General features: G+C 57.5%; 13 protein-coding genes. 3 read left to right on the top strand and 10 right to left on the bottom strand.

Annotation, left to right across the window (positions count from 1 at the left end; genetic code table 11):
* Positions 1-139: 139 nt before the first annotated feature.
* On the bottom strand, positions 140-1111 hold the full coding sequence (locus AC6I8W_RS00455) for a D-2-hydroxyacid dehydrogenase (protein WP_497836538.1): 972 nt from the start codon (positions 1109-1111) through the stop codon (positions 140-142).
* Between the two features lie 9 nt (positions 1112-1120).
* The gene (locus AC6I8W_RS00460) at positions 1121-1513 is read right to left on the bottom strand and encodes a RidA family protein (RefSeq protein WP_497836539.1); all 393 of its coding nucleotides are present in this window, start codon (positions 1511-1513) and stop codon (positions 1121-1123) included.
* Positions 1514-1849: 336 nt separating this feature from the next.
* On the opposite strand from AC6I8W_RS00460, the gene glyQ reads away from it, so the two are divergent.
* Both glyQ and glyS read left to right on the top strand, forming a co-directional pair.
* A complete protein-coding gene (glyQ, locus tag AC6I8W_RS00465) occupies positions 1850-2761 on the top strand; it encodes a glycine--tRNA ligase subunit alpha (protein WP_013507262.1) in 912 nt (303 codons plus the stop codon).
* Positions 2762-2770: 9 nt separating this feature from the next.
* Positions 2771-4840: a glycine--tRNA ligase subunit beta gene (glyS, locus tag AC6I8W_RS00470; RefSeq protein WP_497836540.1), complete on the top strand. Its 2070-nt coding sequence runs from the start codon at positions 2771-2773 to the stop codon at positions 4838-4840.
* 128 nt (positions 4841-4968) lie between these two features.
* Here glyS and selB read toward each other — a convergent pair whose 3' ends face one another.
* Genes selB through fdnG form a run of 7 tightly spaced genes read right to left on the bottom strand, consistent with a single transcriptional unit; the run spans position 4969 to position 14383 of the window.
* A complete protein-coding gene (selB, locus tag AC6I8W_RS00475; RefSeq protein ID WP_497836541.1) occupies positions 4969-6837 on the bottom strand; it encodes a selenocysteine-specific translation elongation factor in 1869 nt (622 codons plus the stop codon).
* A complete protein-coding gene (gene selA / locus AC6I8W_RS00480) occupies positions 6834-8213 on the bottom strand; it encodes an L-seryl-tRNA(Sec) selenium transferase (protein ID WP_497836542.1) in 1380 nt (459 codons plus the stop codon). Before selA ends, selB begins: the two co-directional genes overlap by 4 nt.
* Positions 8214-8225: 12 nt before the next feature.
* Positions 8226-8837 carry a glutathione S-transferase gene (locus tag AC6I8W_RS00485; protein WP_497836543.1) on the bottom strand — a complete coding sequence of 204 codons (612 nt, stop codon included), beginning with the start codon at positions 8835-8837 and terminating at the stop codon, positions 8226-8228.
* A 41-nt stretch (positions 8838-8878) separates the two neighbouring features.
* Entirely contained in the window at positions 8879-9808 is a 930-nt protein-coding gene (fdhE, locus tag AC6I8W_RS00490) for a formate dehydrogenase accessory protein FdhE (protein ID WP_480367007.1), read from the bottom strand.
* Complete coding sequence (gene fdoI, locus AC6I8W_RS00495; protein ID WP_497838245.1) at positions 9808-10449, bottom strand: formate dehydrogenase cytochrome b556 subunit; 642 nt, start codon at positions 10447-10449, stop codon at positions 9808-9810. Before fdoI ends, fdhE begins: the two co-directional genes overlap by 1 nt.
* Complete coding sequence (gene fdxH / locus AC6I8W_RS00500; protein WP_497836544.1) at positions 10449-11324, bottom strand: formate dehydrogenase subunit beta; 876 nt, start codon at positions 11322-11324, stop codon at positions 10449-10451. Before fdxH ends, fdoI begins: the two co-directional genes overlap by 1 nt.
* A gap of 11 nt (positions 11325-11335) precedes the next feature.
* Positions 11336-14383 (bottom strand): formate dehydrogenase-N subunit alpha, encoded by a 3048-nt coding sequence (gene fdnG / locus AC6I8W_RS00505; RefSeq protein WP_497836545.1) that lies wholly within the window; start codon positions 14381-14383, stop codon positions 11336-11338.
* Between the two features lie 128 nt (positions 14384-14511).
* Here fdnG and fdhD point away from each other — a divergent pair, with 128 nt between their 5' ends.
* The gene (fdhD, locus tag AC6I8W_RS00510; RefSeq protein WP_497836546.1) at positions 14512-15345 is read left to right on the top strand and encodes a formate dehydrogenase accessory sulfurtransferase FdhD; all 834 of its coding nucleotides are present in this window, start codon (positions 14512-14514) and stop codon (positions 15343-15345) included.
* Here the strand turns inward: fdhD and AC6I8W_RS00515 are convergent.
* Positions 15342-16118 (bottom strand): DeoR/GlpR family DNA-binding transcription regulator, encoded by a 777-nt coding sequence (locus AC6I8W_RS00515; protein WP_497836547.1) that lies wholly within the window; start codon positions 16116-16118, stop codon positions 15342-15344. The two genes, fdhD and AC6I8W_RS00515, sit on opposite strands and share 4 nt — an antisense overlap.
* Positions 16119-16227: the final 109 nt, after the last annotated feature.

The following is a 16227-nucleotide window of genomic DNA, read 5'->3' on the forward strand; positions in this document are numbered from 1 at the left end:
CCCCTGGTGCATGGTGAATGGTTAAGCGATGACCTTCTGATTTATGAACTTTTTAGTGCTGTTTTAAATTCGCGCGATAAATCGCGCTGCTACGAATAATTCCGCAGGTTTTGTAGCGGCGTGATTTATCACGCGTCCTTTAATACCCGCGTGCGATATCCACCTGATTACGCAGCGCCCGACCACTGCGGAAGCGCACCAGGTTATCGATAAACACCTCAAGGCAACCCTCAAGGTAAGCGGCGTGATCGTCGAGGCTACAGTGCGGCGTCATCACCACGCCAGGGGTGTGCCACAGCGGATCATCAGTCGGCAGCGGCTCCTGCGGATAAACATCCAGCACCGCGCCAGCCAGTTCGCCCGCGCTCAACTTTTCGCGCATCGCGTCGTAATCAAACACATCGGCGCGGCCGACAATCACAATCCCGGCGCGTTTCGGCAGCAGATCAAGGCGGCGACGATCAAACAGACGCTGGGTTTGTGGCGTTAGCGGCAGCGTTGACACCAGCACATCCGCCTGCGGCAGCACTTCATCGATGGCATCGATGCTGATGCAGCGTTCTACCGGGGCGCTACATTCGCCGCTGCGCGTGACGCCAATCACGCGATAACCCTGTGCTGTCAGCAACCGGGCCGCTGCCGAACCGATGCCGCCAACGCCCAGCAGCAGCACGGTTTTACCCCGCGCACAGCCGCCGAAGCTCGGTCGCCACAGGCGTTGAGCCTGATCCTGGAGAAAACCGGGGATGCCGAAGTTAAACATCAGCGCCGCCATCAAAATAAATTCAGCACCTTTGTCGCCATGTACGCCCGAGGCGTTGGTCAGCGTCACGCCCTGCGGTAAATGGGGCAACCACTGCTCGACACCCGCTGACATCACCTGCACCCAGTTCAGGTGAGGGGCTGCGAACTGGTCCAGTGCCAGTTTGCGCCCGGCCCACAGAATGTCGCAGTTGGCGAGGAAAGTGGCGCTGTGCGTGGCGTCGCTGTTTGCGCTCAGCGTGAAGTGGTTGCGCAGCTGTGGATGGGTCTCCAGCCGCTGGCGCAGCAGTTCAGCGGGCAATTGCAGTGCGTCCGGGCCGCTGGCGTCGTTTTCAATATGGATATGCATCGTCGCTCCTCAACGCATCGCGGTGACTTCCATCTCGACCAACAGGTCAGGATGGTTGAGCTGAATGCCGACGGTGGCGCGTGCCGGGAACGGGAACTGGAAAAATTCGCTGTACGCCTCGTTCATCGCGGCAAAGGTACTGAGATCGGTCAGATAAATGGTCACGCGAACCACGTTGTCGAACGTCATCTGCGCGACGCTCAACAAATCACCGACATTCTTCAGCACCTGGCGCGTTTGGCTGGCGATATCGTTGCCAATAATCTTGCCGCTATACGGGTCAATGGCGACCTGGCCGGAGATAAACAGCATCGGTTCGTGCAACACTGCGGCAGAGAGCGGTGCCGGCCCCATCGGACGGTCGCTGGCATTCAGGCTGGGATAGGCAATCGCGGTTTTCATGGTCAAATTCTCGTCAAATCTGTTTCACCGCAATTTCGTATACGATTATACAAGTGTCAATGTGCGATTTTTTACCATAGGGTAAAAAAGGTGATGTATGTCACGAAGTGGTATTGAGAGGGAGTTTGTTTATCTTTATGATTTTAAATTAATAAATTCTTTTTCTTGAGCGGGTGTGGCGGTGTGGTTGAAATCGTATACGATTTTCTTATTGTTGCGTTTAACCTGCTTTTTACCCGTGATCGCGCCGTCAGGATTTCCGGCTGCACATTGCGCGACCAAAGGGTATACTGTCGCACTCTTTTTTAATCCACCCGTATCGCGTGCGAATTCAACATGCAAAAGTTTGATACCAAGACCTTTCAGGGCCTGATCCTGACCTTGCAGGATTACTGGGCGCGTCAGGGCTGCACCATCGTCCAACCGCTGGACATGGAAGTGGGCGCTGGCACCTCTCACCCGATGACTTGCCTGCGTGCATTAGGGCCAGAGCCAATCGCTGCCGCTTATGTGCAGCCGTCTCGCCGCCCTACCGATGGACGCTACGGTGAAAACCCGAACCGTTTACAGCACTACTACCAGTTCCAGGTGATCATCAAACCTTCACCGGACAACATTCAGGAGCTGTACCTCGGGTCGCTGAAAGAGCTGGGTATCGATCCGACGGTACACGACATCCGTTTCGTGGAAGACAACTGGGAAAACCCAACGCTGGGTGCCTGGGGTCTCGGCTGGGAAGTGTGGCTCAACGGCATGGAAGTGACGCAGTTTACCTACTTCCAGCAGGTGGGCGGCCTGGAGTGTAAGCCGGTGACCGGCGAGATCACCTACGGTCTGGAGCGTCTGGCGATGTATATCCAGAGCGTGGACAGCGTTTACGATCTCACCTGGAGCGACGGCCCGCTGGGCAAAACGACTTACGGCGATGTGTTCCATCAGAACGAAGTGGAGCAGTCGACTTACAACTTCGAATACGCTGATGTGGATTTCCTCTTCACCTGCTTCGAGCAGTACGAGAAAGAAGCGCAGCACTTGCTGGCGCTGGAAAAACCGCTGCCGCTGCCGGCCTATGAGCGCATCCTGAAAGCCGCGCACAGCTTTAACCTGCTGGACGCGCGTAAGGCAATCTCGGTCACCGAACGTCAGCGCTACATTCTGCGCATTCGCACCCTGACCAAAGCCGTGGCTGAAGCCTACTACGCCTCCCGTGAGGCGCTGGGCTTCCCGATGTGCAATAACAACAAGTAAGAGGCAGCCATGACCGATAAAACTTTCCTGGTGGAAATTGGCACCGAAGAGTTGCCTCCGAAAGCGCTGCGCAGCCTGGCGGAAGCCTTTGCTGCGCATGTCACCGCTGAACTGGATACCGCGGGTCTGGCACATGGTGAGGTCAGCTGGTTTGCTGCTCCGCGTCGTCTGGCGCTGAAAGTGGCAAATCTGGCGGCCGCACAGCCGGATCGTGAAGTTGAAAAACGTGGCCCGGCTATCGCCGCTGCGTTTGATGCTGACGGCAACGCGACCAAAGCTGCTGAAGGCTGGGCGCGGGGTAACGGTATCACCGTTGATCAGGCTGAGCGTCTGAGCACCGATAAAGGTGAATGGCTGGTGTATCGCGCGCAGGTGCAAGGCGAAAGCGCCCAGACCCTGCTGCCGATGATGATCGCCACCGCGCTGACTAAGTTGCCGATCCCGAAACTGATGCGCTGGGGTGCCAGTGACGTGCAGTTTGTGCGTCCGGTACATACCGTTACGCTGCTGCTGGGTGATGAGCTGATTCCGGCCACCATCCTCGGTGTTCAGTCCGATCGTGTGATCCGTGGCCATCGCTTTATGGGCGAGCCGGAAATCACCCTCGAGCATGCCGATCAGTATCCACAGTTGCTGCTGGAACGTGGCAAGGTGGTGGCGGATTACGCCGCGCGTAAAGCCCTGATCAAAGCCGATGCAGAAAAAGCGGCGCTGAAGCTGGGTGGCAATGCTGACCTGAGCGACAGCCTGCTGGAAGAAGTCACCTCGCTGGTGGAGTGGCCGGTAGTACTCACCGCCACGTTCGAAGAGAAATTCCTGGCCGTACCGGCAGAAGCGCTGGTATACACCATGAAAGGTGACCAGAAATACTTCCCGGTCTACGCCGACGATGGCAAATTGCTGCCGAACTTCATCTTTGTTGCCAACATCGAATCCCGCGATCCGCAGCAGATCATCTCCGGTAACGAGAAGGTGGTGCGCCCGCGTCTGGCGGATGCCGAATTCTTCTTCAATACCGACCGCAAAAAGCGTCTGGAAGATCATCTTCCGCGTCTGGAAACCGTGCTGTTCCAGAAAGAGCTGGGAACGTTGCGTGATAAAACCGACCGTATTCAGGCGCTGGCTGGCTGGATTGCCGCGCAGATCGGAGCCGATGTTAATCACGCTACCCGTGCTGGCCTGCTGTCCAAATGTGACCTGATGACCAATATGGTGTTCGAGTTCACCGACACCCAGGGTGTGATGGGCATGCACTACGCGCGTCATGATGGCGAAGCGGAAGATGTGGCGGTGGCGTTAAACGAACAGTACCAGCCGCGCTTTGCCGGTGATGCACTGCCGTCTAATCCGGTGGCCTGTGCCGTGGCGATTGCCGACAAGATGGACACCCTCGCGGGCATCTTCGGGATTGGTCAGCATCCGAAAGGCGATAAAGACCCGTTCGCTCTGCGCCGTGCTGCGCTGGGCGTGCTGCGCATCATTGTTGAGAAAAACCTGCCACTTGACCTGCAAGCCCTCACCGAGGAAGCGGTGCGTCTGTACGGCAGCAAGCTGAGCAATGCCAGGGTCGTGGATGAGGTGATCGACTTTATGCTGGGTCGTTTCCGTACCTGGTATCAGGAAGAAGGCCACAGCGTGGACACCATTCAGGCAGTGCTGGCGCGTCGTCCGACCCGTCCGGCAGATTTCGATGCCCGTATGAAGGCGGTTTCGCACTTCCGTACGTTGGAAGCGGCAACTACCCTGGCTGCCGCTAACAAGCGTGTCTCCAACATTCTGGCGAAAGCGACCGAAACCCTGAATGACAGCGTGCAGGCTTCACTGCTGAAAGAGAACGAAGAGATCCAGCTGGCAACCTTCGTCACGGCGCTGAGCAGCAAACTGCAACCGTACTTCGCGGAAGGCCGCTATCAGGATGCGTTGATCGAACTGGCGCAGCTGCGTGAATCCGTCGACAACTTCTTCGACAAAGTAATGGTGAACGCGGATGACCAGGCGGTACGTATCAACCGCCTGACATTGCTGGCCCAACTGCGCGAGCTGTTCCTGCAAGTAGCGGATATTTCGCTGTTGCAATAACGCGCACCAGGCAGTAGCTGAAAGGGACGAGAAATCGTCCCTTTTATTTTTCTGTAGCGGCGCGATTTATCGCGCGGGGTTTTTGGCAGCAGCAGCTCTGGCTCAAAGACGCGCGATAAATCGCGCCGCTACGAAATTGTGTGTCCGGAGGTACAGGCGTTAAACAGCCGTGCATCGCGCAGCAGGTGTTCATTGCCACGACGACGGGTAAAACCGCTGCGGTCAAAGAACTCCAGAATCTGCACCGCCAATTTACGTCCGGTGCCGAGTTGGTTGCGGAAATCAGCGGTGGTGGTGCTGCCACCCAATGTGGCGCGCTGGCGAATGAGATCGGCGAAGATCTGCATCTGGTCACTGCGGTAGTAGCGATCGCGGACGATCGCCGTGATATGACCCAGCCGTGCGGCCGTCTGTAGCAGGTCACGAATGGTTTTTTCGTCCTGTTGCAGGGCGTTGGCAATGTCCCGCACCCACAGTGGCTGGTCACCAAATAGCGGGCCTGCCAGCTGCCACAACGCTTCTTCCTGCGGGTTAAAGCGCGGTTCGAAGTCGGGTAGATGCAACCAGCCGTGCCGCTGTTGAAGTTGCCCTTGCGTCAGCATCTGCTCTATCAGCGCCAGCACTAACTCCGCCGGAGCCTGTGGCAGTGCAATACGGCGCAGACGATCGTGACCAATGCCCGGCTGTTCCGGGTGCTGCTGATGAAAATGGTCCAGTGCGTCGTGGAGTTGCTGCTGCCAGCGGCTGACCTGTGCCGGGTCCAGCAGCGCATGATGTAGACGCACCGGAGCAATACTGGCGAGCAGGGTATCCATCGCTGCGGGTGTCAGCTGACGCGCCCAGGCCAATTCACTGTAGTCAGCTGGTTGATGCTGGAGATGGACGCGCAGATTGGTTTCATCATCCGTCGCCAGCGCCAACTGCTGCAACCAGGCCAGATAGTCGGGATGGCGTTTACCGCGCTTTTTGCTGTTCAGCAAAATCACCCGTCCGCCACCCAGCGTGTTTTGCGCGTTGCTGTCACGAATAATCAGATGGTCATTATCTGCCAGCCACAGTGGGCTACTGAGCACCAGTTCACCCAGCTCATCGCTGAGCAAGGTTAAACGACCGGTAATATGGCTGGCGGCGTGGTGGATATGTACCGGCTGTGACGCATTTTTCTGTGGTTGTAGCAGGTTAAGCGCCACTGTTAAGCGTGTGGTGCCTTGCTCCTGCTGCTGACTCAGCAGCCAGTCACCGCGGTTGATTTGTGCTTTCTCTACCTCACCAGCGATATTCAACGCGATACGCTGTCCGGCTTGCGCGCGGGAGACGACCTGATTCTGCGCATGCAGGCCGCGTACGCGCACCGGCTGGTTGACGCCGGTCAGCCACAGGTGATCCCCGATGCTGACTTCTCCGGCCAGTGCTGTGCCCGTCACCACCAATCCAGTGCCCTTCAGGGTAAAAGCGCGATCGATGGCGAGACGAAAACGGTGACGTGGATTAAACATGGGTTCCGACAGCCCGGTCAGATGCTGGCGCAGCGCATCAATGCCCAGCAACGTGGTGCTGCTGGTAACAAACTGCGGCACATTGGGCCAACCCAGCTGTTGCGTGAGCTGCGCGACCTGCTGCTGCACTTCGTCAATGCGTGCGCTATCAACGCGATCGGCTTTGGTAAGCGCCACGCTGAGCGGCGGTTGTCCGGCGAGACTCAGTAGCTGCAAATGTTCGCGGGTTTGTGGCATCACGCCATCGTCACAGGCCACCACCAGCAACGCGTGATGAATGCCACCGATGCCCGCCAGCATATTGGCGAGAAATTTCTCATGGCCTGGCACATCAATAAAACCGATCACCCGGCCATCGGGTTGCGGCCAATAGGCATAGCCGAGGTCGATAGTCATGCCTCGCCGTTGTTCTTCCGGCAGACGGTCGGCATTGATGCCCGTCAATGCCTGTAATAACGCGGTTTTGCCGTGATCGACATGTCCGGCGGTGGCAATGATCATGGGGCCAGATTCCGCAGAAAGGCGGCTTCATCAATAAGGCAGCGCAGATCGAGCCACAATTTGCCGTCCTGGAGGCGGCCAATGACCGGCTGCGACAGGGCGCGCCAGTGTTGCGCCAGTGCGTTTAGCGTGCCGCCATGGCCGTTACGTGGACTGAAGGTAATGGCAACACTGGGGAGCCGTTCTACCGGTAGCGATCCGCTACCGATTTGTGACGAACAAGGGGCGATCGCCAGCGAAAAATCATCACTGAAGATATGCTCCAGCGCAGGCAGCAAGCGTTCCGCCTGTTGTTGGATATCCGCTGCGGAGCGCGTCAGCAGATGTAACGTTGGCAATGCAACGGGAAGGGCTTCCGGGTGACGATAGAGTTGCAGCGTCGCTTCCAGCGCCGCCAGCGTCATTTTGTCGACGCGTAGCGCACGTTTCAGTGGATGTTGTTGTAGCCTGTCGATCAACGCTTTTTTGCCGATGATGATCCCGGCCTGTGGCCCGCCCAGCAGTTTGTCACCGGAAAAACTCACCAGGCTGACACCTGCCGCAATCAGCTGCTGCGGCATGGGTTCAGCGGGCAGGCCGTATGCGGTCATGTCGATCAGCGAGCCGCTGCCAAGATCGGTAATCACCGGTAGCTGATGTTCTTCTCCCAGCGTCACCAGTTCTGCCTCAGAAACCGCATGGGTGAAGCCCTGAATCTGGTAGTTACTGGTGTGAACTTTCATGAAAAGGCCGCTATCAGCGGTCATCGCGGCACGATAATCCTTTAAATGGGTGCGATTGGTGGTACCGACCTCCACCAGACGACACCCGGCCTGGCGCATGACGTCGGGAATGCGGAACGCACCGCCAATCTCCACCAGCTCACCGCGCGAGACCACCACTTCACGTCCCGGTGCCAGGGCCGCCAGCATCAGTAGCACCGCCGCCGCGTTATTATTGACGATACAGGCATCTTCCGCGCCAGTCAGTTCGCACAGCAGGGTGGCAACAGCACGATCGCGATGGCCGCGCGCGGCATCATCCAGCGCATATTCCAGCGTCACCGGCTGGCGCAGGCTGGCGACTACCGCTGCGATCGCCGTATCGCTTAAACAGGCACGGCCCAGATTGGTGTGCAGTACGGTGCCGGTCAGGTTAAACACCGGGCGCAACGCACTCTGGCGCTGTTGCCCACAACGGCGCAGCGCTTCATCCGGCCAGTTAGCGTGCCAGGCGGGAAATTCATGATGCTGCTGGATAGAGTCGCGCGCTTCCTGCTGCATCGCGCGTAGCTGACGTGTGACAAAAGTGGTGCCTGCGTCATCGATTAACGACTGCAACGCGGGATCGCGCAGCAGGCTATCGATGGCAGGCAACTGACTAAACAGATTTTTCATTAAGCGGAACGTTTAACTGGAGGCCGGGACAGTGCGGGCAAAACTCTCCCGCTTAAACAGCTTCTCCGCCAGTTTGATCAGTGCCGGGCGGTTGACGCACCAGTTCGGCACCACGCGGCGGAAATTAATGTAGCCAATCATGCAGCCGGTGGCGATATCCGCCAGATTGAGGGTGTCGCTGTTGAGCAGATCGCCCTGCGCCGCGGCGATTTCCAGCGCATCAAGACCGCGCAGGATTTTTTCCCGATTACGCAGTAAGACTTCTTCGGATTGCTGGTCTCCGGGGCGCAGTTGCTCACGCACAATCAGCAGGGCCGCATCGCTGATACCATCGGCCAGTTTTTCCAACTGGCGGATTTGCAATGCGCGCAAGCGGTCATCAGGTAACAGCGCCGGGGGTTCACCGCGCAATTCAATGGCTTCGGCAATCAGCGCGGAATCAAACCAGGTGAGTTTGTTGTCATCAACCAGCGCCGGGACTTTGCCCAGCGGATTGTAGTGCGGCACGTGGCTGTCCGCGTTCCACGGTGATTCGTTAACAAATTCGAAGACGATGCCCTTTTCCAGCAGGATCACTGAAATTTTACGCACAAAAGGGCTGGTGTAGCTGCCAATCAGTTTCATCGAACGCCTCCGTGGTTACATGAAATATGCGTGTTGCGCGATCATCCTTCGCCTGGAAACAAAAACGGATTCAGGCTGCTGCGGGAAAACCCTTCCTGCTCCATGCGCGCGTCCAGTACCAGTGAAGCCAGATCGTCTGCCACGGGTTCCACCGCCGGATCTTTCTCCTGATACAACATCTTCAGGTAGGTGCCGCAATCACCGCAACTTTCAGCTTTGACCGCCGCCATCTCGCTATCCAGTGACCAGTAATGCAAATCACGCGTCTGCTCGCAATTAGAACATTTGCTGCGTACCACATACCATTCACTTTCGCACAGATTGCAATGCAGATAACGCAATCCCTGCTGACCCACATCCATATGCACCACGCTGGTGACTGGAACGCTGGCGCAAACCGGGCAGAACTGGCGATGTTCGCCATATTCGGCACGGGCCTTTCCGGGGATCAGCGCGGCCATCTGCGCCCAGTAAATCGACAACGCCGCCCAGATAAACGGCGACTTATCGTTGCTGACCTGGGCGAAGTTGCCTTCGAGCAGCGCAGTCGCCAGTGTTTCCAGTTCGGTGGCCGAGGCTTTTTCCAGATTCTCCAGCACCGCCAGTGCCTGGCCGCTCATCTCCGGCTTCAGCTCGGCGATCAGCGAATGCAGCAGCCGCTGCCAGTGGGCATCGCGCGGGTAAGTGTGAATATCCAGCGGCGGAATGCCCTGTTCGGCACTTTGCGCCAGACGCGCATGCAAATCGAGCTGGAGTGGGTGGTCATACAGCACGATTTCCTGTGCCTGGGCAATCACTGCGGCAAAACGCAGGTAATCACCCAGCGGATTTTTCGCTGCCAGCTCGCGTAAACGGGCAGCCCGACGGCTATATAGGTTTTTCAGCCGGGGGAAAAGTAACGGCGGAATGTTATCCGCCGTTTTCTTATCGCTTTTCTCCAGCTGGTCCTGCGGGATAATGCGAATACTCATCAGGGGCGTTTTTCCTGTTGTGTTTGGCGTTGGCGCTGCTCGCGATACCAGCGTGGGTGATGTTTCTTCGCCCACGCGGCTGGGACCCAACCTTCAACCATCGCGGTGATGGTGCCTTTGACCCACAGGGCGGCGTAAATATGCACCATAATCACGATAATCAGCGCCACGGCTGAGACCGAATGCACCACCAACGCGGCGCGAATCAGCGGAATGGAGAAGGCACCGGCAAAGTACGGCCGCCAAATCACAATTCCACTCACCAGCAGCATGACTAAGCTGATGATAGCAGCCCAGAACACACACTTCTGCCCGAAATTATATTTGCCGGTATCACCGACCTCCTCATTGCGCACGATTTTATGGATGTTTTTCGCCCACATGATGTCGTCGCGATTGATCAAATTCTGACGCCAGTAGCGTAAGAACATGATTAAAAAGGCAGCGAACATCACCACGCCGACAAAAGGATGCAGAATACGCGCCAGTTGCGGCGTCCCTAACACGTGCATCAACCAGTTAAACGACGGGAAAAAGAAACCTAATCCGCTGAGAGCCGCGAAGACAAAGCAAAACGCCACAATCCAGTGATTGATGCGTTCCGGGGCGCTGTAGCGTACCAGGCGATCGCGCTTTTTCATCATTTGTCCTCCTCGTCCTCATCCACCCGGTTCGGCCCGACACCGACATAGTGGAACACCGCCGCCGCAAAGGTAGCCGCAAAACCGACCGCCGCCAGCGGCTTCCAGATACCTTTCCAGAAGGTGACGGCGGAGCTGATGCTCGGGTTTTCCGGTAAGCCGTGATACAGCTGCGGCTTGTTGGCGTGGTGCAGCACATACATCACATGCGTACCGCCGACACCGGCCGGATCGTACAGACCAGCATGGGCGTAGCCGCGTGTCTTCAGTTCCTCCACCCGTTCCCCGGCCAGGGTTTGCATATCCACTTTGCTGCCAAAATGAATCGCCCCGGTCGGACAGGTTTTCACGCAAGCCGGTTCCTGACCGACGTTGACACGATCGACGCACAACGTGCATTTATACACGCGGTTGTCCTCTTTATTGAGGCGCGGCACGTCGAATGGGCAACCGGCGATGCAATAGCCACAGCCGATGCATTGCTCGGACTGAAAATCGACAATGCCGTTGGCGTACTGAATGATCGCCCCCTCTGAAGGGCAGGCCTTCAGACAACCGGGATCGGCGCAGTGCATGCAGCCATCTTTGCGGATCAGCCACTCCAGCTTGCCGTTCTCTTCGACTTCAGAAAACCGCATCACCGTCCAGGATTTGGCGGTCAAATCCGCCGGGTTGTCATACACCCCGACGTTATGACCGACTTCATCGCGGATGTCGTTCCACTCCGAACAGGCGACCTGACAGGCTTTGCAGCCGATACAGGTGGTAACGTCGATCAGCTTCGCCACCTCCTGCTGATGGTTGCGTGCCTGCGGCGGTGGCGTCACGCCGTTGGTGGCGGAGCGGCGGATAATGTCTTGCGATTGATAAGCCATCTTCGTTCTCCTTACACCTTCTCGACGTTAACCAGGAACGCCTTAAACTCCGGCGTTTGCGTATTGGCGTCGCCAACAAATGGCGTCAGGGTATTGGCGATAAAGCCTTTTTTCGCCACACCCTGATAACCCCAGTGAATCGGGATGCCGATGGTATCGACGGTTTTGCCATCCACCTGCAATGGACGCAGGCGTTTGGTGACCACCGCTTTGGCTTTGATATAGCCGCGATTCGAGCTGACTTTCACCGTATCGCCCTGCGCGATGCCCAGCTTATTCGCCAGCACTTCGCCGATCTCGACAAACTGTTCCGGCTGCGCGATGGCGTTGAGCAGCGCGTGTTTGGTCCAGAAGTGGAAATGCTCGGTGAGACGGTAAGTGGTACCGACGTACGGGAACTGCGCGGCGTGGCCCATTGCCGCCAGATCGTCCTTAAACACGCGTGCCGCCGGGTTCGACACCACGTTGGGGTGCAGCGGGTTGGTGCCAATCGGCGTTTCAAACGGTTCGTAATGTTCCGGGAACGGACCTTCCGCCATTTTGTCGAGGGCGAACAGACGGCCCATACCATCGGGCTGCATGATAAACGGCCCGACGTTGCTGCCCGGTGCGGCGGCGCTGTAGTCCGGGATATCCATCCCGGTCCACTTGCTGCCATCCCATTTCAGCAACTGACGTTTGGCATCCCACGGGTTGCCTTGTGGGTCGGCGGAGGCGCGGTTATAGAGGATGCGACGGTTGAGCGGCCACGCCCAGCTCCAGTTCAGCGTGTTACCAAGACCGGATGGGTCGGCGTTATCGCGTCGTGCCATCTGGTTGCCTTCCGGCGTCCAGCTACCGGCAAAGATCCAGCAGCCGCTGCTGGTGCTGCCGTCATCTTTGAGATGTGCAAAGGTACTGAGCTGCTGGCCTTTTTTCACCAGCAGGCTGCCTTTGTCATCCATGATATCCGCCAGCGCCTTGCCGTTGCTCTCCATCGCCACCTCTTCCGACGCCGGGTTTTCTGGCGTCAGGTAGTTCCAGGTCATGTTCAGCACCGGTTCCGGTGCGGCACCGCCTTCGCGCGCATACATCTCGCGCAGCCGCAGGTAGATACCCGCGAGGATTTCGCCGTCGTTGCGCGCTTCACCCGGTCCATCCTGGCCTTTCCAGTGCCACTGCAACCAGCGACCGGAGTTGACGATCGAGCCGTTCTCCTCGGCAAAACAGGTGGAGGGTAGACGGAATACCTCAGTCTGAATCTGTGCCGGATCAACATCGTTGAACTCGCCGTGATGCTGCCAGAAGGTCGAGGTTTCGGTGTTGAGTGGGTCGATGGTGACGAGGAACTTCAGCTTCGACAGTGAATCAATGATTTTGCGTTTGTTGGGGAACGACGCCACCGGGTTGAAGCCCTGGCACAGGTAACCGTTCACCTTGCCCTGCGACATCATCTCGAAGTACTGCAACACGTCGTAGCCTTTGTCCCACTTCGGCAGCCAGTCAAAGCCCCAGCTATTCTCCGCCTGCGCTTTGTCGCCAAAGAAGGCTTTCATCATGCTCACGAAGAATTTCGGGTAGTTGCCCCAGTAGTTCACCTGACCGGGCAGCGCCGGTTTTGGCGTGTTGGCGTTGAGATAGGTTTGCAGGTCGGTTTGTTTTTCTGAGGGCAGCGTCATATAGCCCGGCAGGCTTTGTGACAGCAGGCCAAGGTCGGTCAGCCCCTGAATATTGGAATGACCACGCAGCGCATTGACGCCACCCCCCGCCATCCCCATGTTGCCGAGCAGCAGCTGAATCATCGCCATGGTGCGGATGTTCTGTGCCCCGATGGAGTGTTGGGTCCAGCCGAGGGCATACAGGAACGAGGTAGTGCGATCGCGCGCGCTGGTTTCGCCGATCAGCTCGCAGACGTGCAGGAAATCCGCTTTTGGCGTGCCGCAAATGCGTTCGACCATCTCTGGCGTGTAGCGACTGACATGCTGCTTCAGCAGGTTCCACACGCAGCGCGGATGGCTCAGACTGTCGTCGCGTTTGGCGAAGCCGTCCTCACCCAGCTCGTAGTTCCAGCTGGTTTTGTCGTATTTACGATTTTCCGCGTCATAGCCGCTGAACAGGCCATCCTCGAAGTGAAAATCTTCGCGCACAATCAGGCTGGCGTTGGTGTACGCCTGCACATACTCATGCTGGATTTTGTTGTTTTCCATCAGCCAGCGCAGCACGCCCGACAGGAAAGCGATGTCGGAACCGGAGCGAATTGGCGTATAGAAGTCCGCCACCGATGCGGTACGCGTAAAACGCGGATCGATGACAATCAGTTTGGCTTTGTTGAAGATTTTGGCTTCCATCGCCCAGCGGAAACCGACCGGATGCGCTTCAGCCGCATTACCGCCCATCACCACAATCAGGTTGGCATTACGGATGTCGACCCAGTGATTGGTCATCGCACCGCGACCAAATGTTGGAGCAAGACTTGCTACCGTTGGTCCGTGTCAGACGCGTGCCTGGTTGTCGACCGCCAGCATACCGAGCGATCGGGTCATTTTCTGGGTGAGATAGCCAGTTTCATTGCTGGAGGCAGAGGCGCACAGCATACCGGTGGTCAGCCAGCGGTTGACGGTGACACCGTCGGCATTTTGCGCCACAAAGTGGGCATCACGGTCCGCTTTCATCAACTTCGCGATGCGGTCAAACGCATCGTCCCAGCTGATGCGCTGCCATTGATCCGAGCCTGGCGCGCGATATTCCGGGTAGTGTAGACGACTGTCGCTGTGGACAAAATCCAGCAGGCCCGCGCCTTTCGGGCACAGCGCCCCACGGCTGACCGGATGATCCGGATCGCCTTCAATGTGGAAGATGGTTTCTTTGGCGTTTCTTGCGCCATCGCCGAGGCTGTACATCAACAAACCACAGCCGACGGAGCAGTAGGTGCAGGTATTACGGGTTTCGCGGGCGCGCAACAATTTGTACTGTCGCGTTTCCGCCAGCGCCACCTCGGGGGTAAAACCGAGAAGGGCTGCCGTGGTCCCCGCCATACCGCCCGCGCAGATTTTGAAGAATTTTCTTCTGCTGACGTTCATGGGAGTTAATCCTTGGTTCGACATTACTTACGTTTATTTTTTTGCGGTGCACTGGCTAAGGGTTCAAAATGACCCAACTAAAAAAGCGAGTATAGCGGCTAAATATTACCACTGCTTTTGTAAGGTTGTTGTGCGAGGCGAACAAAGTGACACAGAAAGATCAGGCTAATGTGAGTGAGATCTCAGGTGCGCGTCAGGCGCAGGTGTGGCAGCGGCGTGATATTACTCACGCGGAAACGGACTGGCTGGCGCAGGAAGTTCCGGTGGCGTTGGTCTACAACGGCATTTCCCATGTGGTGATGATGGCGACGCCCAATGACCTGGAGGCATTTGCCCTTGGCTTCTCGCTATCGGAAGGCATTATTGATACGCCGCAGGAGATTTTTGGTCTCGATGTGGTGCCTGGCTGCAACGGCATTGAAGTACAAATCGAACTCTCCAGCCGTCGCTTTATGGCGCTGAAAGAACAACGCCGGGCAATGGCTGGTCGTACCGGCTGTGGCGTATGTGGTGTGGAACAACTGGATCAGATAGGCAAACCGATTACACCACTGCCTTTTACCCAAACCTTTTCCCTGGAGTATCTCGATGCGGGCCTGGCGCGTCTGCGCGACTTCCAGCCGGTAGGTGAACTGACCGGTTGCACCCACGCCGCGGCCTGGATGTCGCCGCAAGGTGAACTGCGTGGTGGTTGCGAAGATGTTGGGCGCCATGTGGCACTGGATAAGCTGCTGGGTTATCGCAGCAAAGCGGACTGGCAGCAGGGCGCGGTGCTGGTTTCCAGCCGTGCCAGTTATGAGATGGTGCAGAAGTCGGCGATGTGCGGCGTTGAGATTTTGTTCGCGGTGTCGGCGGCAACGCAGCTGGCGGTGGAGGTGGCGGAACGTAGCAACCTGACGCTGGTCGGTTTCAGCAAACCGGGCCGCGCCACCGTTTATACCCATCCCCAGCGCTTGCGCTAAATCACCTGAACCTGCGCCAGCGCCTGTTGTAAGGCGCTGAGCGCACCGGGTTTCGCCTGGTCCGCATCGCAAATCAGCAGATCAACCTCGGCAATCGCGGCATATTGGGTACGGCTTACCACGCCCAGTTTGCTGTGATCCGCCAGCAGGATGGTGCGGCTGGCCTGCTGCACCATGGCGCGCGCAATCGCCGCTTCATGCGGATGGAAGCTGGTGGCACCCTGTTTGGCCTCAATCCCGACCGGCGACAGTAGCGCCACATCGGCCCGATAACGATAAATCTCGCCCACCGTTATTTCACCCCGCGTCTGCTGCGCCCCGGCAGACATCATGCCACCCAGCAAAATCACCTGATTATTCAACTGCTCATGTTCTTCAGCGGCACTCAGCGCCAGCGCGGCTTGCAGGCTGTTGGTGATGATGGTCAGCCCGGACATGGTGCGCAGTTCCTCGGCCAGCAGGGTGGTGGTGGTGCCGGAATCGAGGAATAACGTCTGTCCCGGTTGCAGATGCTGTGCCGCCGCGACGGCAATGGCGCGTTTCTCCTTTGCCTGTGCGCTGCGACGTTCGCGGAGCGGCGCTTCTGGTTGGCTATCAACCGCCACCAGGCCACCGTGGACACGCCGCGCCACGCCCAGCGCTTCCAGCTCGATAATATCTCGCCGCGCCGTTTCTCGCGAAATGCCCAGCTCTTTGATGACGCGTTCGGTACTGACCTGATGATGTGTCGTCAGCAACGCGCGAATGCGATGTAAACGGGTTTCCTGCAACATGACATTTCCCTGTAGCGAGTTCAGCGTGGGCCTAAGATTACCTGAGCTTCATCATTCCGTCATGTGTATTTGGTTGTATTTGTGTATTTGGTTGCATTTGTCGTAAAAA

The sequence above is a fragment of the Pantoea sp. X-Soil-TKNS-1211 genome, from assembly GCF_059730495.1.